Annotated in this window: 19 protein-coding genes; 14 read left to right on the forward strand and 5 right to left on the reverse strand. The window is 73.2% G+C overall.

The features are described from left to right. The first annotated feature begins 49 nt into the window (after positions 1–49). From QT196_RS15920 to QT196_RS15930, 3 genes are all read left to right on the forward strand, one after another. The gene (locus QT196_RS15920) at positions 50–931 is read left to right on the forward strand and encodes an ABC transporter ATP-binding protein (RefSeq protein WP_168483774.1); all 882 of its coding nucleotides are present in this window, start codon (positions 50–52) and stop codon (positions 929–931) included. Between the two features lie 179 nt (positions 932–1,110). Further along, the gene (locus QT196_RS15925) at positions 1,111–1,935 is read left to right on the forward strand and encodes an ABC transporter permease (protein WP_168483775.1); all 825 of its coding nucleotides are present in this window, start codon (positions 1,111–1,113) and stop codon (positions 1,933–1,935) included. Positions 1,936–2,451: 516 nt separating this feature from the next. Continuing rightward, entirely contained in the window at positions 2,452–3,789 is a 1,338-nt protein-coding gene (locus tag QT196_RS15930) for a diaminopimelate decarboxylase (protein ID WP_168479515.1), read from the forward strand. A gap of 307 nt (positions 3,790–4,096) precedes the next feature. On the opposite strand, the gene QT196_RS15935 is transcribed toward QT196_RS15930, so the two are convergent. Together QT196_RS15935 and QT196_RS15940 are read right to left on the reverse strand one after the other, a co-directional pair. Next, positions 4,097–5,191: a MurR/RpiR family transcriptional regulator gene (locus QT196_RS15935; protein ID WP_168479517.1), complete on the reverse strand. Its 1,095-nt coding sequence runs from the start codon at positions 5,189–5,191 to the stop codon at positions 4,097–4,099. A 237-nt stretch (positions 5,192–5,428) separates the two neighbouring features. Next, positions 5,429–6,901, reverse strand: coding sequence for an aromatic amino acid ammonia-lyase (locus tag QT196_RS15940; RefSeq protein ID WP_290356662.1), 1,473 nt, complete (start codon positions 6,899–6,901; stop codon positions 5,429–5,431). Positions 6,902–7,086: 185 nt separating this feature from the next. Between QT196_RS15940 and QT196_RS15945 the strand changes: the two genes are divergently transcribed. Genes QT196_RS15945 through QT196_RS15960 form a run of 4 tightly spaced genes read left to right on the forward strand, consistent with a single transcriptional unit; the run spans position 7,087 to position 10,603 of the window. Beyond that, positions 7,087–8,277, forward strand: coding sequence for an ABC transporter ATP-binding protein (locus tag QT196_RS15945; RefSeq protein WP_290355113.1), 1,191 nt, complete (start codon positions 7,087–7,089; stop codon positions 8,275–8,277). Continuing rightward, positions 8,274–8,951, forward strand: coding sequence for an ABC transporter permease (locus QT196_RS15950; protein WP_290355114.1), 678 nt, complete (start codon positions 8,274–8,276; stop codon positions 8,949–8,951). The genes QT196_RS15945 and QT196_RS15950 overlap by 4 nt, the downstream gene beginning before the upstream one ends. Positions 8,952–8,958: 7 nt before the next feature. After that, complete coding sequence (locus QT196_RS15955) at positions 8,959–9,630, forward strand: ABC transporter permease (protein WP_085926340.1); 672 nt, start codon at positions 8,959–8,961, stop codon at positions 9,628–9,630. A 46-nt stretch (positions 9,631–9,676) separates the two neighbouring features. Then, the gene (locus QT196_RS15960) at positions 9,677–10,603 is read left to right on the forward strand and encodes an ABC transporter substrate-binding protein (RefSeq protein ID WP_168479523.1); all 927 of its coding nucleotides are present in this window, start codon (positions 9,677–9,679) and stop codon (positions 10,601–10,603) included. On the opposite strand, the gene QT196_RS15965 is transcribed toward QT196_RS15960, so the two are convergent. Continuing rightward, complete coding sequence (locus QT196_RS15965; protein WP_290355115.1) at positions 10,581–11,633, reverse strand: sigma-70 family RNA polymerase sigma factor; 1,053 nt, start codon at positions 11,631–11,633, stop codon at positions 10,581–10,583. The genes QT196_RS15960 and QT196_RS15965 overlap by 23 nt on opposite strands. A 151-nt stretch (positions 11,634–11,784) precedes the next feature. After that, a complete protein-coding gene (locus QT196_RS15970; RefSeq protein ID WP_168479525.1) occupies positions 11,785–12,828 on the reverse strand; it encodes a LacI family DNA-binding transcriptional regulator in 1,044 nt (347 codons plus the stop codon). A gap of 252 nt (positions 12,829–13,080) precedes the next feature. Here QT196_RS15970 and QT196_RS15975 point away from each other — a divergent pair, with 252 nt between their 5' ends. The 4 genes from QT196_RS15975 to QT196_RS15990 all read left to right on the forward strand — a co-directional run bounded on the left by QT196_RS15975 (position 13,081) and on the right by QT196_RS15990 (position 16,616). Further along, positions 13,081–14,073 carry an amidohydrolase gene (locus tag QT196_RS15975; RefSeq protein ID WP_266738867.1) on the forward strand — a complete coding sequence of 331 codons (993 nt, stop codon included), beginning with the start codon at positions 13,081–13,083 and terminating at the stop codon, positions 14,071–14,073. Then, on the forward strand, positions 14,070–14,627 hold the full coding sequence (locus tag QT196_RS15980; RefSeq protein WP_085926335.1) for a cysteine dioxygenase family protein: 558 nt from the start codon (positions 14,070–14,072) through the stop codon (positions 14,625–14,627). Before QT196_RS15975 ends, QT196_RS15980 begins: the two co-directional genes overlap by 4 nt. A gap of 121 nt (positions 14,628–14,748) precedes the next feature. Beyond that, complete coding sequence (locus QT196_RS15985) at positions 14,749–16,161, forward strand: cytosine permease (protein ID WP_168479529.1); 1,413 nt, start codon at positions 14,749–14,751, stop codon at positions 16,159–16,161. A 41-nt stretch (positions 16,162–16,202) separates the two neighbouring features. Then, positions 16,203–16,616, forward strand: coding sequence for a hypothetical protein (locus QT196_RS15990; RefSeq protein ID WP_290355116.1), 414 nt, complete (start codon positions 16,203–16,205; stop codon positions 16,614–16,616). A gap of 339 nt (positions 16,617–16,955) precedes the next feature. Here the strand turns inward: QT196_RS15990 and QT196_RS15995 are convergent, their stop codons facing one another. Continuing rightward, positions 16,956–18,344, reverse strand: coding sequence for a cystathionine beta-synthase (locus QT196_RS15995; protein WP_168479532.1), 1,389 nt, complete (start codon positions 18,342–18,344; stop codon positions 16,956–16,958). 208 nt (positions 18,345–18,552) lie between these two features. On the opposite strand from QT196_RS15995, the gene QT196_RS16000 reads away from it, so the two are divergent. The 3 genes from QT196_RS16000 to QT196_RS16010 all read left to right on the forward strand — a co-directional run bounded on the left by QT196_RS16000 (position 18,553) and on the right by QT196_RS16010 (position 22,786). Continuing rightward, positions 18,553–19,554 carry an SGNH/GDSL hydrolase family protein gene (locus QT196_RS16000; protein ID WP_290356663.1) on the forward strand — a complete coding sequence of 334 codons (1,002 nt, stop codon included), beginning with the start codon at positions 18,553–18,555 and terminating at the stop codon, positions 19,552–19,554. Positions 19,555–19,759: 205 nt separating this feature from the next. Beyond that, the gene (locus QT196_RS16005) at positions 19,760–20,980 is read left to right on the forward strand and encodes an acetyl-CoA C-acetyltransferase (protein ID WP_266738869.1); all 1,221 of its coding nucleotides are present in this window, start codon (positions 19,760–19,762) and stop codon (positions 20,978–20,980) included. Between the two features lie 840 nt (positions 20,981–21,820). Beyond that, on the forward strand, positions 21,821–22,786 hold the full coding sequence (locus QT196_RS16010) for a hypothetical protein (protein WP_168479536.1): 966 nt from the start codon (positions 21,821–21,823) through the stop codon (positions 22,784–22,786). Positions 22,787–22,800: the final 14 nt, after the last annotated feature.

The following is a 22,800-nucleotide window of genomic DNA, read 5'->3' on the forward strand; positions in this document are numbered from 1 at the left end:
CACGGGCTCACCCACCCCCCAACCCGTCATCCGGGTACGCGACTTGCGGATGTCGTACGGCGGCGCGCATGTCCTGCACGGCATCGACCTGGACATCCACCGCGGCGAGATCTTCGCGCTGCTCGGCCCCAACGGCGCCGGGAAGACCACCACCGTCGAGATCCTGGAGGGCTTCCGGCAGCGCTCCGCCGGCGAGGTCGCCGTCCTGGGCACGGACCCGGCGCGCGGCGACGACGCCTGGCGGGCGCGGATCGGCCTGGTCCTCCAGTCCTGGCGCGACCACCGCCGCTGGCAGGTCGCCGAGCTGCTGACGCACTTCGCCACCTACTACCCGCAGCCGCGCGACCCGGCCGAACTCCTCGCCCTGGTGGGCCTCACCGAGCAGGCCCGCCAGCAGGTCGACCGGCTCTCCGGCGGCCAGCGCCGCCGTCTGGACGTCGCACTCGCCATCGTCGGCCGCCCCGAACTCCTCTTCCTGGACGAGCCGACGACCGGCTTCGACCCCGAGGCCCGGCGCGACTTCCACGATCTGGTCGAACGGCTCGCCCGCGACGAGGGCGTCACCATCCTGCTCACCACGCACGATCTGGCCGAGGCCGAGCGGCTGGCCGACCGGATAGCGATGCTGGTCAACGGCCGGATCCGGGCCCACGGCACGCCGTCGGAACTGGCCCGCAGGGCCGCCGCCCAGGCCGAGGTCCGCTGGACGGCACCCGACGGTACGGCCCGGCGCGAACGCACCGAGGACCCGTCCCAGCTGGTCTGGGAACTCCACCAGGAGACGGGGGGACCGGTCGCCGACCTTGAGGTCCGGCGGCCGACGCTGGAGGACACCTATCTGCACATGGTCCACCGGGACGCCGGGGACGGCACCGGGACCACGGACGCGAGCGAGGCCGGGGCCTCGGACGGGGAGAAGCGAGCCGCATGAGGGGGACCGACGTGACAGCCGGGACGGACACGACAGCAACGACAGGCACGACCGAGGGGGCCGGCACCACACGCACCACGCCCCCGGCGGGCACCACCGGCCCGGCCCGCCCGACTGCGGCGGCGCCCGGGGACGCCGCCGCCCCGCGCCCCCGCCGACGCTACTGGCGCGCCGGCGTCCTGCGCGGCGGCATCGAGCTGCGCCATCTCCTGCGCAACCCCAAGGAGTTGAGCGGCCATCTGGTCAATGTCGTCGTGGCCCTGGTGCTCGCCGGCTACCTCAGCGACAAGGTGCCCGGTACCCAGGTCCCGATGGCCCATCTGACGCTCTCGGGCTTCGCCGCCTATCTGCTGTTCCAGATCGGGCTGGTCAACCTCCCGCAGATCCTGGTGACCGAGCGCGAGGAGGGCGCGCTGCTGCGGCTGCGTGCCACCCCCGGCGGCATCCCGGCCTACCTCGTCGCCAAGTCTCTGCTGGTGGTCGCGATGGCGTTCGGCACGCTGGTCCTGCTGCTGGGAACGGCCGCACTGCTGGTGGACGGCCCGCTGCCGCACGGGCCGGGAGGCTGGCTGACGCTGCTCTGGGTCAGTGTGCTCGGCCTGCTCGCCGTGGTGCCGCTGGGAGCGGCCATCGGCGCCGTGCTCCCGAACCCCCGTGAGGCGCTTGCCCTGATCATGCTGCCCGTCATGACACTGCTGATCACCTCCGGGGCGATGTTCCCGCTCAGCGCGCTGCCCGAGACGGTCCAGAAGATCGCCTCCGTCTTCCCGCTGAAGTGGATGGCGCAGGGCCTGCGCTCGGCCCTCCTGCCGGACGCCGCCCGCGCCGCGGAACCAGCCGGCTCCTGGGAACTCCCGACCGTGGCCCTGATACTCACCGCCTGGGCCGTCCTCGGCTTCCTCCTCGCCATCCCCCTCCTCCGCCGCGCCGCCCGCCGCGAATCCGGCTCCCGCCTCGCCGAACGCCACCGCAAGGCGTCGCTGAGCGGGGGGCGGGGGGCCTGAGGAGAGCGCCCACCCAGACCGTGTCGCCGACCGGGCGGCCTGCGACCGAGGCTGCGGGCGCCTGGGCGGCGCGGGGACTGTCTGCACGGGGGGGGGAGCGGACGGTCTCGGCGGCTGCCTGGCGGCCTGGGCGGCTCGGGGACCGTCCGTACGGGGGGCGGACGGTCTCAGCGGTGGCTTGGGCGGCCGAGCGGGGGATGGGCGGCGGAAGCCCGGGGCCGGGAGCCTGGCGCCGGGGTGGCTGGGGCCCGGGCCGCCTCCTCGCAGCCAGAACCGGCTCCGGAGACCCGGACGGCCAGGTCCTGGCCAGGCGGCCCCAGCGCGCTCCCGGGGCCAGACAGGCGGACGCCGGGCGGGTCCGGAGTGGTGCCGGGTGGGGCAGGGCCCGGACCGAAGCCGGAGGCGGCGGCCCGCGCGGAGGCTCGGGAGTGGCCTGACCAGCGTCTTCTCCGGCGCCGCTGGCAGGACACCGGTGTGCGTTGGCGTCGTACCCCCAGCCAATGATGGAGTTGAGTCATGACGTTCACGGACCGGGACCGAGCCGTAGAGGCAGCCGTTGCGCGGGGGCTGGTGGGGGCCGGGGAGCCCGTGGCCGGGCTGCTGGACATTGCCGGGATCCGGCGTTCGGCAGGTGAACTCCGCGCCGCGTTCGAGGAGTTCACCGCACCGGGCACCCCGGTCCTGCACGCCTTCGCGGTGAAGGCCGCCTCGCTCGTGCCCGTACTGAAGCTGCTCGCGCAGGAAGGGCTGGGCTGCGAGGTAGCCAGTCCCGGTGAGCTGGCGCTGGCCCGTGCCGCCGGGGTGCCGGTCGCGCGGACCGTCCTGGACTCACCCGCCAAGACCCTCGCCGAGCTGCGTGAGGCGCTGGCCCTCGGGATCGCCGTCAATGCCGACAACCCGGAGGAACTGGCGCGGATCGACGCGCTGATGGCCTCCGCGCCGAGCTCCGCGCCCATCGGCGTGCGGGTCAATCCGCAGATCGGCGGCGGCACCATCGGGGCGATGAGCACCGCCACCGACACCTCCAAATTCGGGGTCGCGCTGCGTGACGAGGGCGCCCGCGAGTGGGTCGTCAACGCCTTCCTCGCCCGCCCCTGGCTGACCCGGCTGCACGCCCATGTCGGCTCCCAGGGCATGCCGCTGGAGCTGATGACCGCGGGCGTACGGGCTCTGTACCTGCTGGCCGAAGAGATCAACGAGAAGGCCGGCCGGCGCCAGATCGACACCCTCGACATCGGCGGCGGTCTGCCGGTGAATTTCTCCTCGGACGCCCAGACGCCGACCTACCGCGAGTACGCCGCGCTGCTGCACTCGGCCGTGCCGGGGCTGCTGTCCGGACGCTACGGCCTCGTCACCGAGTTCGGCCGCTCACTGCTGGCCAAGCACGGCACGGTCCTCGCCCGCGTCGAGTACGCGAAGTCGGCCGGCGGCCGGCCGATCGCGGTCACCCACGCCGGCGCGCAGGTCGCCACCCGTACGGTCTTCGTCCCCGAGGCCTGGCCGATCCGGGTCGCCGGTTACGACGCCGAGGGGCGCCCCAAGACGGGCACTCCGGTCGGCCAGGACATCGCGGGGCCGTGCTGCTTCGCGGGTGACCTGGTCGCCGAGAACCGGCCGCTCCCCCTCCTGGAGGCCGGCGACCACGCCGCCCTCCTGGACACCGGCGCGTACTACTTCTCCACCCACTTCGCCTACAACTCCCTCCCCCGCCCCGGGATTTACGGCTACGCCCCGGACTCCGACGGCGCCATCCGCTTCGCGACCATCCGCACCCCGCAGACCCTGGAGGAACTCACGACGGAGAGCGGCTCGGACCACGCGGCAGCCCTCGACGACCTCGGCCGACGGCCGTAGCCGAGCCCCTGGCGGCAGGGACGGTAGGGAGCCACGGCCAAGGGTCGCCGCCGAGAGGCGTGACCGGGAGACAGGACCGAAAGCCGGGGAGCGAGAGCCGGGATCTGAGGCCCAGGGACCGAGGCCGGAGGCCGACGCCGGGCACCCGCCGACCAGCAGCGGTTGCCGTCCGGGAGCAACGTTCCGGAGCCGCTTCCGGGAGCGGCGTACCCGGCAACATCCAGGATCGGGGACAGCACCCACACCCCACGGGACGCCACCGAAACGGGTGAGCCCGGCCCCGCCCGGCCCCGCCCACTCCCCTACCTCACTCCACGAACAACCCCCGGGCCGCCGCCCTCGCGTCGAACTGTTCCAGGCGGGCCTGGGCGTCGGGCAGGGCGTCGCACATGGCTTCCAGGAGGACGCGGCCCAGGAGCATGGGGGCGCAGGCCGTGTCGAAGGCCAGGCCGGTGCCGACGGGGGCCGGGAGGAGGAGGTCGGTGTGGTGGGCGACGGGGGCGAAGGCGCTGTCGGCGACGGTGACGACGGTCAGACCGGCGGTGCGGGCGTACTCCAGCGCGTCGACGACCTCGCGGGGATGGCGGGGCAGGGCGAAGCAGAGGAGGGCGCTCGCCCCGGCGCGTACGGCGGCGTCGATGCGGTCGGTGAGCATGGTGCCGCCCTCGTCGAGCAGCCGGACGTCGGGGTGGACCTTGCGGGCGAAGTAGCTGAAGCCGGCGGCCTGGGCGGTGGCGGCGCGCAGGCCGAGGACGGGGAGCGGGCGGGAGGCGGCGAAGAGGCGGCCGGCCTCGATCACCGGGGACGGGTCGGCGAGGGCGGCGGCGAGATGGCGGAGGTTGTCGATCTCGGCCTGCACGGCCTGCTGGTACTCGTTGTAGGAGCCGGTGTCGTCGGGCTTGTCCGTGGGGGCGACCTCGCGCAGATGGCGGCGGAGCGCCGGGTAGCCGTCGAAGCCGAGGGCGACGGCGAAGCGGGTGACGGACGGCTGGCTGACACCGGCCAGTTCGGCCAGTTCGACGCTGGAGAGGAAGGGCGCGTCGGCGGCCCGGCGCACCATGCAGTGGGCGATCCGCCGCTGGGTGGGGGTCAGCCGGTGCCCCTCGAAGAGCTTCTGGAGCCGGGCGGCGGTGCCGGTGTCCGTACCGGTCTCCGCACCGGCCTGCACACCAGGGGCCACGCCCGCATCCACGCCAGGGGCCGCACCGGCATCCCGCCCGACGCCCGCACCGGCATCGCGTCCACCGTCCGCACCCGGGTTCTGCCCGCTCTCCACACCGGCGTCCCGCCCGGCATCCGCACCCGCGTCCGCCCGCGTGCCCCGCGTCGTACCGGCCCGGTCCCGCGGCCCGTCGCCGGCCGCTCCGCCGATGCCGCCGCCGTTGTCCGCGTCCCCGCTCATCGCCTCTTCTTCCCGGCCCGGTCGGGGGCCTTGTCCTGTGTCGACCGACTGTACGGAATTCCTGGCCCGCTCCGGTCCGGGGTACGCCACGCGATCCGTCCGTACTGGAGCGCCCCGGGCGTCGGCGGCCGCGGCGCCAGCCGTCCGTACGGGACCACGCCCAAGCCCCTCATGTCCCCACCCGGCCCCGCACAACTCCCACCAACACCCCCTCACACAGCTCCCGCCAAAGCCCCCTCACACCCCCGCCATCCCATCCAGCAATCCCATCGCCACCGCCACATCATCAGTCAGCGGGCGGTCCTCCATCCGCGGGTCGAGGGCTTCCGCGGCGAGCGAGAAGGCGGTGGCGAGAGGCAGGCCCGGGTCGGGTTCCAGGGAGCGCATGCGCAAGGCGCGTAGGGCGGCGACCAGTTCGCAGGCGAGGATCTGGCGGTAGTAGGTGCAGGCGCGCAGGGCCTGGCGGGCGCCGAGGGAGGCGAAGCTGGCCTGTTCCTCGACGCCGCGGGAGAGGACGGCGTGGCCGAGTGAGGCCGGGTGGGAGACCGCGCGCATCTCGCCGAGCGCCGCACCGGCCGCGTATTCGAGGATCATCACGCCGGAGCTGGCGGGCGCCGCGTCGCCCAGGAACGGCCGCAGCCGGGTGAGGTCGGGCTCGGAGAGCGCGGCGAGCCGGGCGGTGGAGAGCCGGGCGGTCTGGAGGACGGCCAGCCGGAAGGTGTCCAGGGCGAGCGCGGCATGTGCGGCGTAGAAGTTGCCGTGGTGGTAGGCGGCCTGGTCCTCGATGCTGATCAGGGGGTTCTCGGCGGCGGCGTTCACCTCGACGGTCAGCACCCCGTCCAGGGTGTCGGCGGCGTCCAGTGCCGGGCCGTGGATCTGCGGCAGACAGCGGAAGCCGTACGGGTCCTGGATGCGGCCGAGGGGCGCGGTGGGGCGGGTCGGGATGCCGGAGAGGGTGCGCAGCCGGGCGGCGGCGGCCGTGGAGCCGGAGTGCGGGCGGGCGAGCATGACCGGTTCGGCGAAGGGTTCGTAGGAGCCGCCGACCGCGAGGAGGGAGAGCGCGGCGATCGGGAGCGAGGCGGCCAGCAGCCGGCGCAGTTCGTCGAGGGCGAGCGCGGACTGGCCGAAGGTGAGGGCGTTGCTGCTGATCAGGGCGAGGGCGTCGTTGTTGTCGAGGGCGATGGGGGCGGGGGCCCGGCCGCCGGGCTCGCAGTGCCAGGGGTGTTCGCCGGCCAGCGCGAGGCCGGTCTGGGCGAGCGCGGCCAGGTCGCCGGTGCCGACGGCGCCGTGTTCGTTGACGACGGGGTGGGCGCCGGCGTCCAGGGCGGTGAGCAGGGAGGTGATGACGGCGGGGTTCAGGCCCGCGCCGCCCGCCAGCAGCTGGTTGGCGCGTACCGCGAGCATGGCCCGGACCTCGCGGCCGGGCAGCGGGTCGCCGATCGCACCGGCGTGGCTGCGCAGCAGCCGCAGTCCGTGGTCGGCGTCGGCGGCCCCGACGTCCTGCGTGCGGTTGGCGCCGACGCCGGTGCTGCGCCCGTAGACCCGGCCGGTGGCGGCGAGACGGCGGGCGGTTTCCCAGGACTCCCCGGCGCGGGCGAAGGCCTTGGGGTCGGGCGCCGTGGGGTGTGCGGTGCGCTCGGCGAGGGCGGCGATATCGGTGGTGCGCAGAGCGCTGCCGTCGAGCGTGATGCGTCGGCCGTTGTCCAGCATGTGAGAAACCAAGGGGTTCAACTCCCTCTTTTAACGCGCTTTATGGATGGAAGTCCGACACCTCGTTCCGTACGGTGAGGCGACGTAACCGGCGGGGTAACAGGCGATTCGCTTCCGCCTATTGACTTCTATTCACGCGCCTATGACTCTGCATGACCATATGCAGGCCGGGCAAGGGGCAGCGGATGATCAAGTTCGACGCAGTCAGCAAGCGATACCCGAATGGCACCACCGCCGTGGACAAGCTGTCCCTGGACCTGCCCGAGGGCGGCGTCACCGTCCTCGTCGGCTCGTCGGGATGCGGCAAGACGACCACCCTGCGGATGGTCAACCGCATGGTCGAGCCGACCTCCGGCACGATCAGCGTCGGCGGCCGCGACATCCTGGAGGCGGACGCCGCCGAGCTGCGCCGCGGCATCGGCTACGTCATCCAGCAGTCCGGTCTCTTCCCTCACCGTACGATCCTGGACAACATCGCGACGGTCCCGCTGCTGCTGGGCTGGGGCAGGCGCAAGGCGCGCGCCCGCGCCGCCGAACTGCTGGAGCTGGTCGGCCTGCCCACCGACGCCGGCAAGCGCTATCCGCACCAGCTCTCCGGCGGCCAGCAGCAGCGCGTCGGCGTGGCCCGTGCGCTCGCCGCCGACCCGCCCGTCCTGTTGATGGACGAGCCGTTCGGCGCGGTCGACCCGGTCGTCCGCACCCAGCTCCAGAACGAGCTGCTGCGGCTCCAGGAGGAGCTGCGCAAGACCGTCGTCTTCGTCACCCACGACATCGACGAGGCGGTCCGGCTGGGCGACCGGATCGCGGTCTTCCGCACCGGCGGCCGGCTCGTCCAGTGCGCCGCCCCCGCCGAGCTGCTGGCCCGTCCAGCCGATGACTTCGTCGCCGGCTTCCTGGGCGCCGAGCGCGGTCTCAAGCTGCTCTCGCTCACCGGCCTCGCCGACGTGCCGTACGCGCCCGGCGGGTCCATACGCGCGGACGAGCCGGTCGGCGGGATATCCCGCGACGGCGACCGCTGGCGCCTGGTGACCTCCCCGCGCGGCGAACCGCTGGGCTGGCTGGACACCGACGCGCTGCCCGCCGGGGGCACCGCCGGCGAGGCCCCCCTGGAGGCCGTACGGCCGCTGCGCGACACCGACTCGCTCCTCTCGGCGCTCAACGAGGCCGTCTCCTCACCGGCCGCCGCGGTCGCCCGGGTCACCGCCGACGGGGTGCTGACCGGTCTCACCTCCCGCGACGCCATCCACGAACGGGCCGGCCGCAGCCACGCGGAGGCGGGCCGGGCGGCGGCCGCCACGGAGTCCGCCCCGGAGCCGCCCGCCTCCGAGGACGCCGCGCCCCGCAAGACCGCCTCCGCCCCGGAGCCCTCCGCATGACCATCGAGTGGGGCTGGTTCCCCGACCACGCCGACGAGATGGCCCGGCTCACCGCGGACCACCTCGCCACCGCCGTCCCCGCGGTCCTCCTCGGCCTGCTGATCGCACTGCCGCTGGCGGTCCTCGCACACCGGGTACGGCCGCTGCGCGGCTTCGTCCTCGGCGCGTCCAACATCCTCTACACGATCCCGTCCCTGGCCTTCTTCGTCCTGCTGCTGCCGGTCACCGGGCTGACCCGCACCACCGCGATCGTCGGTCTGACCGCGTACACCCTGGTCGTGCTGGTGCGGAACACCGTCGAGGGCCTGGACGCGGTCCCGGCCAAGGCCCGCGAGGCATCCCAGGCGATGGGGACCCGGCCGCTGCGCACGCTGCTCACCGTCGAGCTGCCGCTCGCCCTCCCGGTGATCATGGCGGGCGTACGCGTCGCCACCGTCATGTCGATCTCCCTGGTCAGCGTGGCCAGTTACATCGGCTACGGCGGCCTCGGCCAGCTCTTCACCGACGGCTTCCAGCGCAACTACCCCACCCCGGTCATCGCCGGTGTGGCCCTGACCCTGCTGCTCGCCCTGGTCGCCGACGCGCTGCTGGTGACCGTCCAATGGCTGTGCACCCCCTGGCGGCGCGGCACCACCTCCCGGCAGCGCACCTTCAAGTGGCGGAAGGCAGCGTGACGCGCCGATGCTCGAACTCCTGAAGAACCTCGCCGCCTGGCTCACCAGTCCGGCCCAGTGGTCCGGCCCCGAGGGCATCGCCACCCGCGTCCTGGAGCACCTGGAGTACTCGCTCCTGGCCACCCTCGCCGCGGCCGTGATCGCGCTGCCGGTCGGCCTGCTCATCGGGCACACCGGCCGCGGCGCCTTCCTCGCCGTGAACCTCTCCTCCTTCGGCCGGGCGCTGCCCACCGTCGGCCTGGTCACCCTGGTGTTCCTGGCGGGCGGGCTGAGCGTCTGGCCGGTGTATGTGTCGCTGGTCGCGCTCGCCGTGCCCGTGATCATCACCAATACGTACGCGGGCATGGCCGCCGTCGACCCCGAGGTCAAGGACGCGGCCAAGGGGGTGGGGCTGCGCGGCCGCCAGGTCCTCTGGCAGGTCGAACTCCCGCTCGCGCTGCCGCTGATCATGACCGGCGTCCGGCTGGCGACCGTGCAGGTCGTCGCCACCGCCACCATCGCCGCCTATGTCAGCTTCGGCGGGCTGGGCCGCTATGTCTTCGACGGCCTGGCGCAGCGCGACCTGGTGCAGGTCCTCGGGGGCGCGGTCCTGGTGGCCGTGCTCGCCGTCGCCGCCGACCTGGCGCTGGGCGGCCTGACCCGGCTGCTGTTCCGCGGCCGCCCCGCCGCCGCCCGCTGAGCATCCGCCGCCCCGTCCCCTCCGTACGTCCCGAGGAGTCCCGCCCATGAACCGTCGTACCGTCCTGACCACGCTCCTCGCCGGCGCCTCGGCCCCGCTGCTGGCCGCCTGCTCCTCCGGCATCACCTCCCTCAAGGGGGACGGCGTCGGCGGCGACAGCGGCAGCAGCAGCGGCGGCCTGACCATCGGCACCGCCAACTTCACCGAGAACCAGATCCTCGGCTACCTCTACGCGGGCGTGCTGAACGCCGCCGGGGTCGAGACCACCGTCAAGCCCAACCTCGGCTCCCGCGAGATCGTGGTCCCCGCACTGCGCTCCGGCGATATCGATCTGCTCCCCGAATACCAGGGCAGCCTGCTGCTCTACCTCGACAAGAAGGCCACCGAGACCGAGGCGGGGGCGATGCAGAACGCGCTGGCCACCGTATTGCCCGACGGCCTCGAAGTCCTCCCGTACGCCGCCGCCGAGGACCGCGACACCTTCGCCGTGACCCGGGAGACCGCCGACCACTACGGACTGAAGACGCTCGCCGATCTGCGCAAGGTCAACGGGAAGCTGGTCTTCGGCGCCGCCGCCGAGATGAAGAAGCGGGTCGTCGGGCTCGTCGGCCTCAAGGAGCAGTACGGCGTGGAATTCAAGGAGTTCAAGGCGCTGGACTCGTCCGGTCCGCTGGTCAAGGGCGCACTGAAGAAGGGCGACATCGATGTCGCCAATGTCTTCACCACCGACGTCGACACCGCGGAGAACGGCTGGGTGCTGCTCCAGGACCCCAAGCAGCTCATCCCCGCCCAGCACATCGTGCCGCTGATCGCCGCCCGCAAGGCCGACTCGCAGGTCCGCAAGGCGCTGGCCCGTCTGGGCAACACCCTCACCACCGCCCACCTCACCGAGCTCAACCGCCTCGTCGACAAGGAGAAGCAGGACCCGGACCGGGTCGCCGCGGCCTGGCTCAAGAAGCAGAAGCTGGACTGACCCCGGGGCCGCCGTAACGCGGCGGAAGGCCGAACAGCGGGAACAGCCGCTCGGTGTCCAGGAAGGACTGGAGGGCGGTGACCCGGCCGTCCGCCGTCTCGATGACCTGGATCGCCCAGGGCACACCGTCCGCGCGGTACTGCCCGAACGCCGGCCGGCCGTTCGCCCGGACCGGCACCAGATGCGACCCCTCACAGCCCTCGCCCGGCCCGCGCAGCCACTTCAGGATGTCGGCGCGGCCGCGCAGCCACAGGGCGTACGGCGGCATGGACAGCGTGGAGTCCTCGTGCAGCACGGCGGTGAGCGCGTCCATGTCGAACCGCTCGAAGGCGTCGACATAGCGCCGCAGCAGCGCCTCCTGAGCGTCGTCCAACGGCGGCGGCGCGGCGTCGGCGGCATGGTCACCGGACGCGGCGAGGGTGGCCCGGGCCCGCTGAAGCGCGCTGTTGACCGACGCGACCGAACTCCCCAGCAGCTCCGCGACCTCGCTCGCCGACCAGCTGAGCACCTCCCGCAGGATCAGCACCGCCCGCTGCCGGGGCGCCAGCCGCTGGAGCGCGGAGATGAAGGCGAGCCGGATCGACTCCCGGGCGACGGCGGTCTCCGCCGGATCCCCGGCGGACGCCAGCACCCGCTGGTCCGGGACCGGTCCGATCCACGTGGTCTCGGGCAGCCCCGTGATCGGGCCGTCCACGCTCGACGGGGAGGCGAGATCCATCGGCCGGGCCCGGCGCTGGCTGCCCTTGAGCAGGTCCAGGCAGACGTTCGTGGCGATCCGGTAGAGCCAGGACCGCAGCGAGGAGCGCCCCTCGAACCGGTCGTAGCTCCGCCAGGCCCGCACCATCGTCTCCTGCACGGCGTCCTCGGCCTCGAACGCCGACCCCAGCATCCGGTAGCAGTAGCCGGTCAGTTCGGTACGGTGCGCCTCCAGCCGGTCCACCGGCTCCCCCTGCGGCACGCCCCGCCCGGCACCCTCAGCCGTCACGACACCCTCGCCCGCCACGGCTTCACCCACCGAGGACCGCTTCATCGAGGACCCGCCCCTCCGCCCATCGGCCGACCACCGCCACACACGCCCCGACCGTACCGGAGCACCCGGCACCAGTCTGCTCCCCGGCGGGGCACCGTGCAGCCGGGGGCGGGCGATGGCAGGGCGCGGTAAGGGCGTCCGGCCCGCCCGCTCACCCCCGCCCTGGCTTTGCCGCCGACCCCCGTTCCGAGAGGCGGGGGGCGCAGAGGATGCGTTTGCGGCGGACGCGGCGGCCCTCGATGGCGGCGACGGCAAGGCGGGCGGCCTCCTTGGCGATCTCGGCCAGGCCCCAGTCGACGGTGGTCAGGGGCGGGGTGAGGACCCGGGAGACGGGGTGGTCGTCGAAGCCGACGACGGAGAGGTCGCGGCCGACGGTGAGGGCGGCCTCGGCGGCGGCCGCGTAGACGCCGTAGGCGATGGAGTCGGAGAAGCAGAAGACGGCGGTGGGCGGGGCGAGCGCACCGGCCGGGCGGCGGCCGTCCGGGCTGTTGGCCAGGACGCGGCGGGCCATCGCGGTCGCCGCGTCCAACTCCTGGGGGCAGGGCAGGACTTCGGCCTCGATACCGAGACGGTCGGCGGCCTCGCGGACATAGACGTCGGCGGGGCGGTCGGGGGTGGAGGGGCCGGTGGGGGTCAGCACGGTGATCCGGCGGTGGCCCAGCCCGCGGAGGTAGTCGAGGACGGCGTCGATGCCCGCGCGGTTGTCGAAGAGCACCTCACCCGCCGTACGGGCCCGGCTCAGCGCGTCGCCGATGGACACCACGGGCACCGCGTCGGCGATCTTCGACCAGCCCTCGGCGGAGGGGTCGACGGGCGAGACCAGCAGACCGTCGACCCGCTGGTCGCGCAGCTGCTTGGCGAGGGCCAGTTCGCGCTCGGGGTCGCCGCCCGCGTCGAGGATCAGCGCATAGCGGTCACCGGCCAGCAGCTCGCGCCCTATGGCCGCCATCAGCTGCTGCTGCCACAGGTCCTGAAGGTCACCGGCGAGCACCCCGACGGTGCTCGTACGGCCGCTGGCGAGGGCGCGGGCGATCGGGTCGGCCTCGTAGCCGAGCTCGGCGGCGGCCCTGCGCACCCGCTCCTCGGTCTCCTTGGAGACATGCTTGCCGCGCAGTGCGTAGGAGACGGCGGCGGTGGAGAGTCCGGTGGCCTCGGCCACCTCGCGGAGGGTGGTGCGCTTATTGGGCCTGGCCATGTCCGGAAGCCTACCCAAGGAGGGCGCCGCACCCGGCCACGATCGGGCCTTCCCGGTGGGGTCCACGGCCCGGCGGCTCGGGCACGGCCTTGACAGCGGAAGCTGTTAACCGTTTCACTTAAGCGCATCAGTTAATCGGTTAAGTTAAGCGGTTCAGGGGCGGCAGACAGGCGGGCAGCCGTTCCGCATACGCCGGCCGCCCGCCCGACCACCCGGCGGTCCGTCCGACCGCGCCGTCCCGGAGGGAGGCCCGTGGCCACCGACGTCCACCAGCACATCTGGCCGCCCGAGTTCCTCGCCCTGCTGCGGTCCCGCACCGCGCCGCCCCGGCTCGACGGCTGGACGCTGCATCTGCCCGGTGAGCCGCCGTACGCCGTCGACCCCGCCGACCACGACATCGCGGCCCGCACCCGGCTCGCCCGCGCCGACGGCCTGGACCTCGCCCTGGTCTCGCTCTCCAGTCCGCTGGGCATCGAATATCTGCCGCCCACGGAGGCCGCCCCGCTGCTCACCGCGTTCCACGACGGCGCGCTGGAGCTGCCGGCCCCCTTCGGCGTCTGGGCCTCGGCCTGCCTCTCCGCCCCCGAGCCGGACACGGAGGCGCTGCGGCGCGAGCTGGCGCGCGGCTGCGTGGGCCTCCAGCTCCCCGCCACCGCACTCCTCGACGCCACGGGCTGGGACCACTGCGCACCTCTGCTGGACGTCGCCGTGGAGCACGACAAACCGCTGTTCGTGCACCCCGGGGCGGCGCCCACCCTCCCCCAGCTACCGCTGGGAGGTGCCCCCATCCCGCCACCGCCCCGAGCCGACGCTGCGCGGCCCCTTTCGACTGCCCAGCCCACCGCGCCCGCCTGGTGGCCCGCCCTGGTCCCGTACGTCCAGCAGCTGCACGCCTCCTGGTTCGCCTTCCGCGCCTTCGGCCGGCCGCGCCACCCGGATCTGCGGGTCTGCTTCGCCGCGCTGGCCGGTCTGGCGCCGCTGCACGGGGAGCGGCTGGTCGCCCGCGGGGGCGGCCGGGACCGCGGCCGGGTGGACTACCGCGCCTTCTACGAGACCTCGTCCTACGGAACCCGTGCGGTGGACGCGCTCGTACGGGCCGTCGGCATCGACGTGGTGGTCAGCGGCAGCGACCGCCCGTACGCCGCGCCCGTCCTTCCCGACCTCGGCGCGGACGCCGCCGTCCACGCCCTGCGCCATGCCAACCCGGCCCGCCTGCTGGGCCCGACGAAAGGAGCCCGCCCATGACGGACACCGCCTCCCAGGCCGACACCGCCCGTGAGGTCCCCGACGGCGAGCAGCCGTTCACCGCACTGCCCGAGCGCAACCTCGACAAACGTGAGCTCCAGGCCCTGGTCGACGAGCTGGCCGCGCGCCCGGAGCTGTGGCGCGAGGAGGTCGCCTTCTCCGACACGGAGCGGCACTACGCCTCGCTGCACCGCGACGAGTTCGTGGACGTCTGGCTGCTGTGCTGGACCCGGCAGAACGACACCGGCTGGCACGACCACGACCTCTCCTCGGGGGCGGTGCGCGTCGTCCAGGGCGTCCTGACCGAGTCCAATCCGCGGATCGGCGGCGAGCATCTGGCCACCCCGGTCGGCGCGGGCTCCTCGTTCTGCTTCGGGCCGGACCACATCCACCGCCTCACCGGCGCGACCGACGACGCGGTGTCGGTGCACGCCTACTCGCCCCCGCTGTGGCGCCTGGGCCAGTACGACATCACCGAGGACGGGCTGATGCGGCGGGTGTCGGTCTCGTACGCCGATGAGCTGCGGCCGATGGACGCGGCGGCGGCCGCCTGAGCGGACCGCCGCCCCGGCCGTTACCAGCAATTAACCGCGGTAATCGATCCCACCTATTGACCTTCCATTCATCGGAGTCGATCCTGCATGGATCCATACAGGCGCGACCCGAGGCGGATTCATGGCAGGTGTGGTCGAACAGCGCTCCATCGACGTCGTCCCCGACGACGAACGGCACGGCAGCGCGGTCAGCCAGTTCACGCTCTGGCTGGGCGCCAACCTCCAGATCACCGCCGTCATCACCGGCGCGCTGGCCGTCGTCTTCGGGGCGAACGCCTTCTGGTCGCTGATCGGGCTGCTGCTCGGCAACCTCCTGGGCGGGGCGGTGATGGCCCTGCACTCGGCGCAGGGGCCGCGGCTCGGACTGCCGCAGATGATCACCTCCCGGGCCCAGTTCGGGGTGCGCGGGGCGGTGGTCCCGCTGGCGCTGGTCATCGTGATGTACATCGGCTTCTTCGCCAGCGGCAGCGTGCTGGCCGGGCAGGCGGTCGGCGAGCTGACCCACCTCGGCGAGACGCCCGGGATCGTGCTCTTCGCCGCGGTCACCGCCGTCGCCGCGGCCGTCGGCTACCGCCTGATCCACACCCTCGGCAAGATCGCCGGCCTGATCTGCGCGCTGACGTTCGTCTACCTCGGCATCCGGCTGGTGCAGCGCGCCGACCTCGGCGCGCTCCTCGCCGACCACCGCTTCGGGCTGCCGGTCTTTCTGCTCGCCGTCTCGCTCTCGGCCTCCTGGCAGCTGGCGTTCGGCCCGTACGTCGCCGACTACTCGCGCTACCTCCCGCGGCACACCTCGGCGCGTGCCACCTTCTGGTGGACGCTGTCCGGCTCGGTGCTCGGCTCGCAGTGGTCGATGACGTTCGGCGCGCTGGCGGCCGCCTCGGCGCCGGCCGCGTTCGTGGGCCACGAGGTCACCTACATCGTGGGCCTGGGCGGCGCCGGACTGATCGCCTCGTGCCTCTACTTCGTCATCGCCCTCGGCAAGCTCACCATCAACATCCTCAACACCTACGGCGGCTTCATGTCGCTGGTCACCAGCGTCAGCGGCTTCCGTGGCCAGCGCACCCTGTCGCCCCGCGGCCGCTCCGCCTACATCGCCGGGATCATGGTGGCCGGCACCGCCGTCGCGCTCCTGGGCAAGGACTCGTTCCTGACGTCCTTCAAGGACTTCCTGCTCTTCCTGCTGACGTTCTTCACGCCCTGGTCGGCGATCAACCTCGTCGACTACTACCTGATCTCCAAGGAGCGTTACGACATCCCGGCGCTCAGCGACCCGGCGGGCCGCTACGGGGCCTGGAACGTCCGGGCCCTGACGGTCTATGTCCTCGGGGTGCTCGCCCAGCTCCCGTTCCTGGCCACGCACTTCTACACCGGCCCGCTGGTGGCACCGCTCGGCGGCGCCGACATCTCCTGGCTTATCGGCCTCGCCGTACCGGCCGTCCTGTACTGGCTCGCCGCCCGCCGCGACACCGCGCGCACGGTGGCGCCCGGCCCGCGCCAGGAGGAGCCCTCCCCCGCCGGATCGGGGGGTTAACCCCAGCGCGCCGCCCGCCCGCGGCCCGTAATCTCGACAGCATGGCGACACACGACCCCGATCTGCGGAAAGAACTCGACGCGACTCTCCAGACGCGCAAGGAGCTGGGCCCGGAGTACGAGTCGGAGCTGCTGGAGTCCTTCCTGGAGAAGCTGGACGCGAACGTCGACCGGCGGGTGCGGCGGCAACTGGCCGAGCAGCAGATCCAGGTGGCGCGCGGCACCCTGCCGCCCCGCAGCGCGGGCCACGGCCGGGAGTTCTGGGAGCGGTTCGGGGTCGCCGCCTTCTCGCTGGTGCTGGCCATCCCGCTGTCCACGGTCGCGGCGGTGCACACCGGGCTGCCGGGCCTGCTGGTGACCTGGGCCGGCATCGTCGGCGTCAACGCGGTGCACGGCGCCGTCCGGTGGCCGGCGCTGCGGGCGCGTACGGACCGTCGCGACGCCGCGCGGAGCTGAGGCTCCGGGGGAAGTGTTGCGGGGACCGCCGCACCCCGGCCGGGGCCGGGGGCGGGACGACGGCGGTCCCCGCAAGGGACGCGCGTCCGGGTCAGGGCCGGCCGTCGCGTCCGGGCGGCGAGAGTGGAGGTCCGGGAGCCGCTCCGGAGGTCCGTTCGCCGTACACGTTCACTCTGCCCGACGAGTGTTAAGCGCGTGCTGCGCGCACATGACGCCTGCGTACACCTTGCGGCTGCGGCCCGTTTCCTGACGGCCACTTGACGCACCGCCGGGTACCCGGGGCCGTCCGCGGCCGGGCGGCCCGGCGCCCGCCACAAGGACGGCCGCCGGGACCTCCTGCTACTTGCCGGCCTCGCGCGCCAGGTAGGCCAGCAGGTCCTGCCGGCTCACCACGCCCTTCGGCTTGCCCTCGACGAGGACGATCGCGGCGTCCGCCGTCTCCAGCACCGCCATCAGATCGGCGACCGGCTCGCCCGAGCCGACCTGCGGCAGCGGCGGGCACATGTGCTTCTCCAGCGGGTCGGTCAGCGAGGCGCGCTGGGTGAACAGCGCGTCCAGCAGCTCGCGCTCGACGACCGAGCCGACGACCTCGGCGGCCATCACATCGGGGTGCCCGGCGCCCGGCTTCACGATCGGCATCTGCGAGACGCCGTACTCGCGCAGCACCTCGATCGCCTCGCCGACGGTCTCCTCCGGGTGCATATGCACCAGCGAGGGCAGCGCGCCCTCCTTGTGCTGGAGCACCTCGCCGACGCGGGCGGCGGCGCCGCCCTCCTCCAGGAAGCCGTAGTCGGCCATCCACTCATCGTTGAAGATCTTGGAAAGGTAGCCGCGGCCGCTGTCCGGCAGCAGCACGACGACGACGTCGTCCGGGCCGAGCTGCGAGGCGACCTCCAGCGCGCCCACGACGGCCATTCCGCAGGAGCCGCCGACCAGCAGGCCCTCCTCCTTGGCCAGCCGCCGGGTCATCTGGAAGGCGTCCTTGTCCGAGACCGCCACGATCTCGTCCGCGACCGTACGGTCGTAGGCGGTCGGCCAGAAGTCCTCGCCGACGCCCTCGATCAGATACGGGCGCCCGGAGCCGCCGCTGTAGACCGAGCCCTCCGGGTCGGCGCCGATGACCCTGACCCGGCCCTCGCTGGCGTCCTTCAGATAGCGGCCGGTGCCGCTGATCGTGCCGCCGGTGCCGACACCCGCCACGAAGTGGGTGAGCCGCCCGCCCGTCTGCTCCCACAGCTCCGGACCGGTGGTCTCGTAGTGGGAGCGCGGGTTGTTCGGGTTGCTGTACTGGTCGGGCTTCCAGGCGCCGGGCGTCTCACGGACCAGCCGGTCCGAGACGTTGTAGTACGAGTCCGGGTGCTCGGGGTCCACGGCGGTCGGGCAGACCACCACCTCGGCACCGTAGGCCCGCAGCACATTGATCTTGTCCGTGGACACCTTGTCCGGGCAGACGAAGATGCACTTGTAGCCCTTTTGCTGGGCGACGATCGCCAGGCCCACACCGGTGTTGCCGGAGGTGGGCTCGACGATGGTGCCGCCGGGCTTCAGCTCACCCGACTGCTCGGCGGCCTCGATCATCCGCACGGCGATCCGGTCCTTGACCGATCCGCCGGGGTTGAAGTACTCGACCTTCGCCAGGACGGTGGCCTGGATTCCTCGGGTGACGTTGTTGAGCCGCACGAGCGGGGTGTTGCCGACAAGCTCAATCATCGAATCGTAAAACTGCACGGTGGTCTCCGCGGTCGGGGGCACGCTCTCCTGCGCCGGTGCGGCCAGCCTATTGCCCGGGTCCGTTGGAGGAAGGACGCGTTGCGTTCCGTGCGGGAACGGGCAACACCCTGTTGTAGGAGTTCTTGCCGTTTCAAGAGCGCGTCCGGCCCTGGGCCGCGGCGCGCCCGCACTGTACGGGGAGGTGCTTGGGCCCATGCCGATGCCGATGTCCAGGGCGAGAGTGGCCCGGCGGATCGCCACCGCTGCCGCGTTCGGCGGCGGCGGGGCCGGGCTGCTCGGCGTCGCCGCCGTCGGGGTGCTGCTGACCGAGGTGCGGCTGGCCCGCCGGACGGTCGGCGGCTCCAGCGACATCCCGCCGTGCGCCGACGGCCGCTACGGCGCCCCCTTCGGCCACCGCACCGACCGCCCGCCGCTGCGCCTGGGCTTCCTCGGGGACTCCACCGCCGCGGGCCAGGGGGTGCACCGCGCCTCCCAGACGCCGGGCGCCCTGCTCGCCTCCGGTCTGGCCGCGCTCTCCGAGCTGCCGGTCGACTTCCGCAATGTGGCGCTGCCCGGCGCGCAGTCCGACGACCTGGAACGCCAGGTGGAGCTGTTGCTGGCGGCGGGCACCGGGGTCCCGGACGTCTGCGTCATCATGATCGGCGCCAATGACGTCACCCACCGGATGCCGCCCGCACAGTCCGTACGCCATCTCGCCGAGGCGGTGCGCCGGCTGCGCGCGGCGGGCTGCGAGGTGGTCGTCGGCACCTGCCCTGATCTGGGCAGCGTCGAGCCGGTCTACCAGCCGCTGCGCTGGGTGGCCCGGCGGCTCTCCCGGCAGCTGGCCGCCGCCCAGACCATCGGGGTGATCGAGAGCGGCGGCCGTACGGTCTCCCTCGGCGATCTGCTCGGCCCCGAGTTCGAGGCGCGGCCGCGGGAGCTGTTCGGGCCGGACAACTACCACCCGTCGGCCGAGGGCTACGCCACCGCCGCGATGGCCTTGCTGCCGACGCTGTGCGCCTCACTCGGCCTGTGGCCGGAGGGGGAGCGCCCGGAGCCCGCCCGGGGCGAGGGCCTGCTGCCGGTCGAGCAGGCGGCCGCCGAGGCGGCTTCCGAGGGCGGCACGGAGGTCACCGCCTCCCGCGCCCCCTGGGCGCTGCTCAAGCACCGCAGGCGCCGTCAGCTGCCCACGGCGGAGAAGACCGGACCGTCGTCCGTCACCCCGTGAGGGAGCGGGCGCCGGGGCGGCGGTGAGCGGGGCGCGGAGGAGCGGGGCGGGGCCGTACGGGAATACCCGGCGGCCCCGCCCCGTTCCCATAAGCGCCCGCTTAGAAAAGAGGCCCGCATCACAGCACGCACCCCGTGACCTCAGCTGTACGTGCAGGTAACTTCCCTCACAGTCCGCCCATTTCCCGCGCACCTGGAGCCGTGTGATGCCCGAAGCCGTGATCGTCTCAGCCGCCCGCTCCCCGATCGGCCGCGCCTTCAAGGGCTCACTGAAGGATCTGCGGCCGGACGACCTGACCGCGAAGATCATCGAGACCGCGCTCGCCAAGGTCCCCGAGCTGGACCCGAAGGACATCGACGACCTGATGCTCGGCTGCGGTCTGCCGGGCGGCGAGCAGGGCCACAACCTCGGCCGCATCGTGGCCGTCCAGATGGGGATGGACCACCTCCCGGGGTGCACCATCACCCGCTACTGCTCCTCCTCGCTCCAGACGACCCGTATGGCGCTGCACGCCATCAAGGCCGGTGAGGGCGACGTCTTCATCTCGGCCGGTGTCGAGACCGTCTCGCGCAGCATCAAGGGCAGCTCCGACGGCCTGCCGGACACCCACAACCCGCTCTTCGCCGACGCCGAGGCCCGCACCGCGGCCCGCGCCGAGCAGGAGGGCGCCGACTGGCACGACCCGCGCGAGGACGGCCTGATCCCGGACGCGTACATCTCGATGGGCCAGACCGCGGAGAACCTCGCCCGCCTCAAGGGCGTCACCCGCCAGGACATGGACGAGTTCGGCGTCCGGTCCCAGAACCTCGCCGAGAAGGCGATCAACGACGGGTTCTGGGAGCGCGAGATCACCCCGGTGACGCTGCCGGACGGCACGGTCGTCTCCAAGGACGACGGCCCGCGCGCGGGCGTCACCGTCGAGGGCGTCGCCGGCCTCAAGCCGGTCTTCCGCCCCGACGGCCTGGTGACCGCCGGCAACTGCTGCCCGCTGAACGACGGTGCCGCGGCGCTGGTCATCATGTCCGACACCAAGGCGCGCGAGCTGGGCCTGACCCCGCTGGCCCGGATCGTCTCCACCGGCGTCTCCGGCCTCTCCCCCGAGATCATGGGCTACGGCCCGGTCGAGGCCAGCAAGCAGGCACTGCGCCGGGCCGGCCTCTCGGTCTCCGATATCGACCTGGTCGAGATCAACGAGGCGTTCGCCGCCCAGGTCATCCCGTCCTACCGGGACTTGGGCATCGACCTGGACCGGCTGAACGTCAACGGCGGCGCGATCGCCGTCGGCCACCCCTTCGGCATGACCGGCGCCCGCATCACCACCACCCTGATCAACTCCCTCCAGTGGCACGACAAGCAGTTCGGCCTGGAGACGATGTGCGTGGGCGGCGGCCAGGGCATGGCGATGGTCATCGAGCGGCTGAGCTGAGTCGTAGCGAAGGGTGGAGGCCGGGTGCGAGGAACGAGCGCCCGGCCTCCACCCGCAGCGGAGGCGAAGCTCAGCGCGACCACAGGCACGAGCGGCTGAGCTGAGTCGTAGCGGGCTGGGCTGAGCCTCAGCAAAGGGTGGCGGCCGGGCTTCCGGCTGCCCCCTCGGCGGCACTCCACGGGTGTGCGCGGGAAAACGGACCAACTTCCGCCCCGCGCACACCCTTCGCGCTCGCATGAACACGGGCGGCGACACGGCGTGACCTGGGCCACTCGTTAACGAGATCGCGACCCAATCTCCCCCAGGATTGTGACCAACGCCCTGGGGGAGCAGTGTTCTTGCAGGTCAGCAGGGGGGCACCGGCCCATACAGCGCCCTGACTCCCCTCCATTTCGGGACATAGGGCACGAGGTGCGGTCGCCGACCACCCGCAGGCTGATGTAGGAAGTCGGAGAACAATCTGCTAACGGGAGTACGCCGGTGACCGAGCCGCTACCAGGCGTGATCCCGAGCGAGCGCATCAAGGGGGTCGCCCGGCCGGACGGCCGGGCGAAGTCCGGGTACCGATGCGCGGCCCCTGGGAACAGGGCCGCCGAGCGAAGTGGGGAGGACGCATGAGCGAGCGCCCCGAGCGGGTCGAGAGGTGCGCGTCTCGCCCATGCGGCACCGAACAGAGAGGTTTCGGCGTGAGCGAGCCCAGCGAGCAAACCAACGAAGGGGGCGCGCCCCGCGGATGCGGGGCCGAGCGAAGCGAGGTTTCGGCGTGAGCGAGCTCTGCGAGCGAACCATTGAAGGGGGCGCGCCTCGCGAATGCGGGGCCGAGCGAAGCGAGGTTTCGGCATGAGTGTGAACACCCTCGTCGTGCTGGTGGCCACGGCCACCGCCGTCGCGCTGGGCGCCGCCGCCCTGCACACCGCCCGCGCCCTGCGCCGCCAGATCGCCGAGCTGCGCGCCGAGCTCCTCGCCGCCCGTCAGGACACCGCGGTCGGCGCCGCGACGGCGCATCCGGCCACCGCGGCCATCCCGGCCGCCCGCACGGTCCCGGCCGCCGAGACCCCGCTCGCGGACATACGTGCCGCCGTCGCGGACGCGCTGGCCGAGGAGCGGGAGCGTGAACTGGCCGAGGCGCGCGCCTTCTGGGCCGCGCAGGAGGCCCGGGACGCCGCCGACGCCCCGTCCCTGCTCGGCGGGCTCGTCGGCCTCGGCGACGAGGGACTGCTGGACCCGCGCGCGGACCATCGCGAGCCGTTCGAGCGCCCGGAGTCCGACCGGCTCGACACCCAGCCGTTCCTGCCCCGCCAGGCGGATCTGGCCGGTCTGGAGCCGCTGCTGGGCCCGGACGCCCTGGAGGCGATGGATTCCCTGGAGTCCTTGGAGGCGCTGGAAGCCCTGGACGCGCCGGAGTTGGAGCCGGTCGAGGAGACCGAGTCCGCCGAGCTGGCCGCCGCGCGCCGGCGCCACCCCTCGCACCCGGACTTCTCCCCGTCCCCGGTGATCAGTGATCATGAGCGCACGGTGGCCCGCCTGGAGGAACTGGCGCAGGACGCCACCCCGCTCGCGGACGTCCGCCCCGGCCCCCTGGGCACCCTGGACGTCTACGTCTTCGCCGACGGCACCACGCTCTGCCTGACCCCCGGGCAGCGCGAGACCGCGGAGCGCGTGGCCGACGCACTGCACGCGGGGCGCACCCCCGTACTGCTGGGCGGCTCCGGTATCTCCGGGGCGTACGCGCTGACCTTCTCCTGGGGCGAGACCCGCGAGGAGAGCGTCTACATCCTCGCGGACCGCGTCATCGCCTCACTCTGACCCCGGCACGGCGG

This window comes from Streptomyces sp. P9-2B-2 (assembly GCF_030406865.1).
Taxonomy (GTDB): Bacteria; Actinomycetota; Actinomycetes; order Streptomycetales; family Streptomycetaceae; genus Streptomyces; species Streptomyces platensis.

Bases quoted from the DNA above. Each gene is read 5' to 3' on its own strand.
- QT196_RS15940 (WP_290356662.1), bottom strand. From the start codon at position 6,901: ATGCTGGACAACGGCCGACGCATCACGCTCGACGGCAGCGCTCTGCGC.
- QT196_RS16000 (WP_290356663.1), top strand. From the start codon at position 18,553: ATGTCCAGGGCGAGAGTGGCCCGGCGGATCGCCACCGCTGCCGCGTTC.
- QT196_RS15920 (WP_168483774.1), top strand. From the start codon at position 50: ATGTCGTACGGCGGCGCGCATGTCCTGCACGGCATCGACCTGGACATC.
- QT196_RS15935 (WP_168479517.1), bottom strand. From the start codon at position 5,191: ATGAGCGGGGACGCGGACAACGGCGGCGGCATCGGCGGAGCGGCCGGC.
- QT196_RS15945 (WP_290355113.1), top strand. From the start codon at position 7,087: ATGATCAAGTTCGACGCAGTCAGCAAGCGATACCCGAATGGCACCACC.
- QT196_RS15990 (WP_290355116.1), top strand. From the start codon at position 16,203: ATGGCGACACACGACCCCGATCTGCGGAAAGAACTCGACGCGACTCTC.
- QT196_RS15980 (WP_085926335.1), top strand. From the start codon at position 14,070: ATGACGGACACCGCCTCCCAGGCCGACACCGCCCGTGAGGTCCCCGAC.
- QT196_RS15960 (WP_168479523.1), top strand. From the start codon at position 9,677: ATGAACCGTCGTACCGTCCTGACCACGCTCCTCGCCGGCGCCTCGGCC.
- QT196_RS15950 (WP_290355114.1), top strand. From the start codon at position 8,274: ATGACCATCGAGTGGGGCTGGTTCCCCGACCACGCCGACGAGATGGCC.
- QT196_RS15930 (WP_168479515.1), top strand. From the start codon at position 2,452: ATGACGTTCACGGACCGGGACCGAGCCGTAGAGGCAGCCGTTGCGCGG.
- QT196_RS15970 (WP_168479525.1), bottom strand. From the start codon at position 12,828: ATGGCCAGGCCCAATAAGCGCACCACCCTCCGCGAGGTGGCCGAGGCC.
- QT196_RS15965 (WP_290355115.1), bottom strand. From the start codon at position 11,633: ATGAAGCGGTCCTCGGTGGGTGAAGCCGTGGCGGGCGAGGGTGTCGTG.
- QT196_RS16005 (WP_266738869.1), top strand. From the start codon at position 19,760: ATGCCCGAAGCCGTGATCGTCTCAGCCGCCCGCTCCCCGATCGGCCGC.
- QT196_RS15955 (WP_085926340.1), top strand. From the start codon at position 8,959: ATGCTCGAACTCCTGAAGAACCTCGCCGCCTGGCTCACCAGTCCGGCC.
- QT196_RS15985 (WP_168479529.1), top strand. From the start codon at position 14,749: ATGGCAGGTGTGGTCGAACAGCGCTCCATCGACGTCGTCCCCGACGAC.
- QT196_RS16010 (WP_168479536.1), top strand. From the start codon at position 21,821: ATGAGTGTGAACACCCTCGTCGTGCTGGTGGCCACGGCCACCGCCGTC.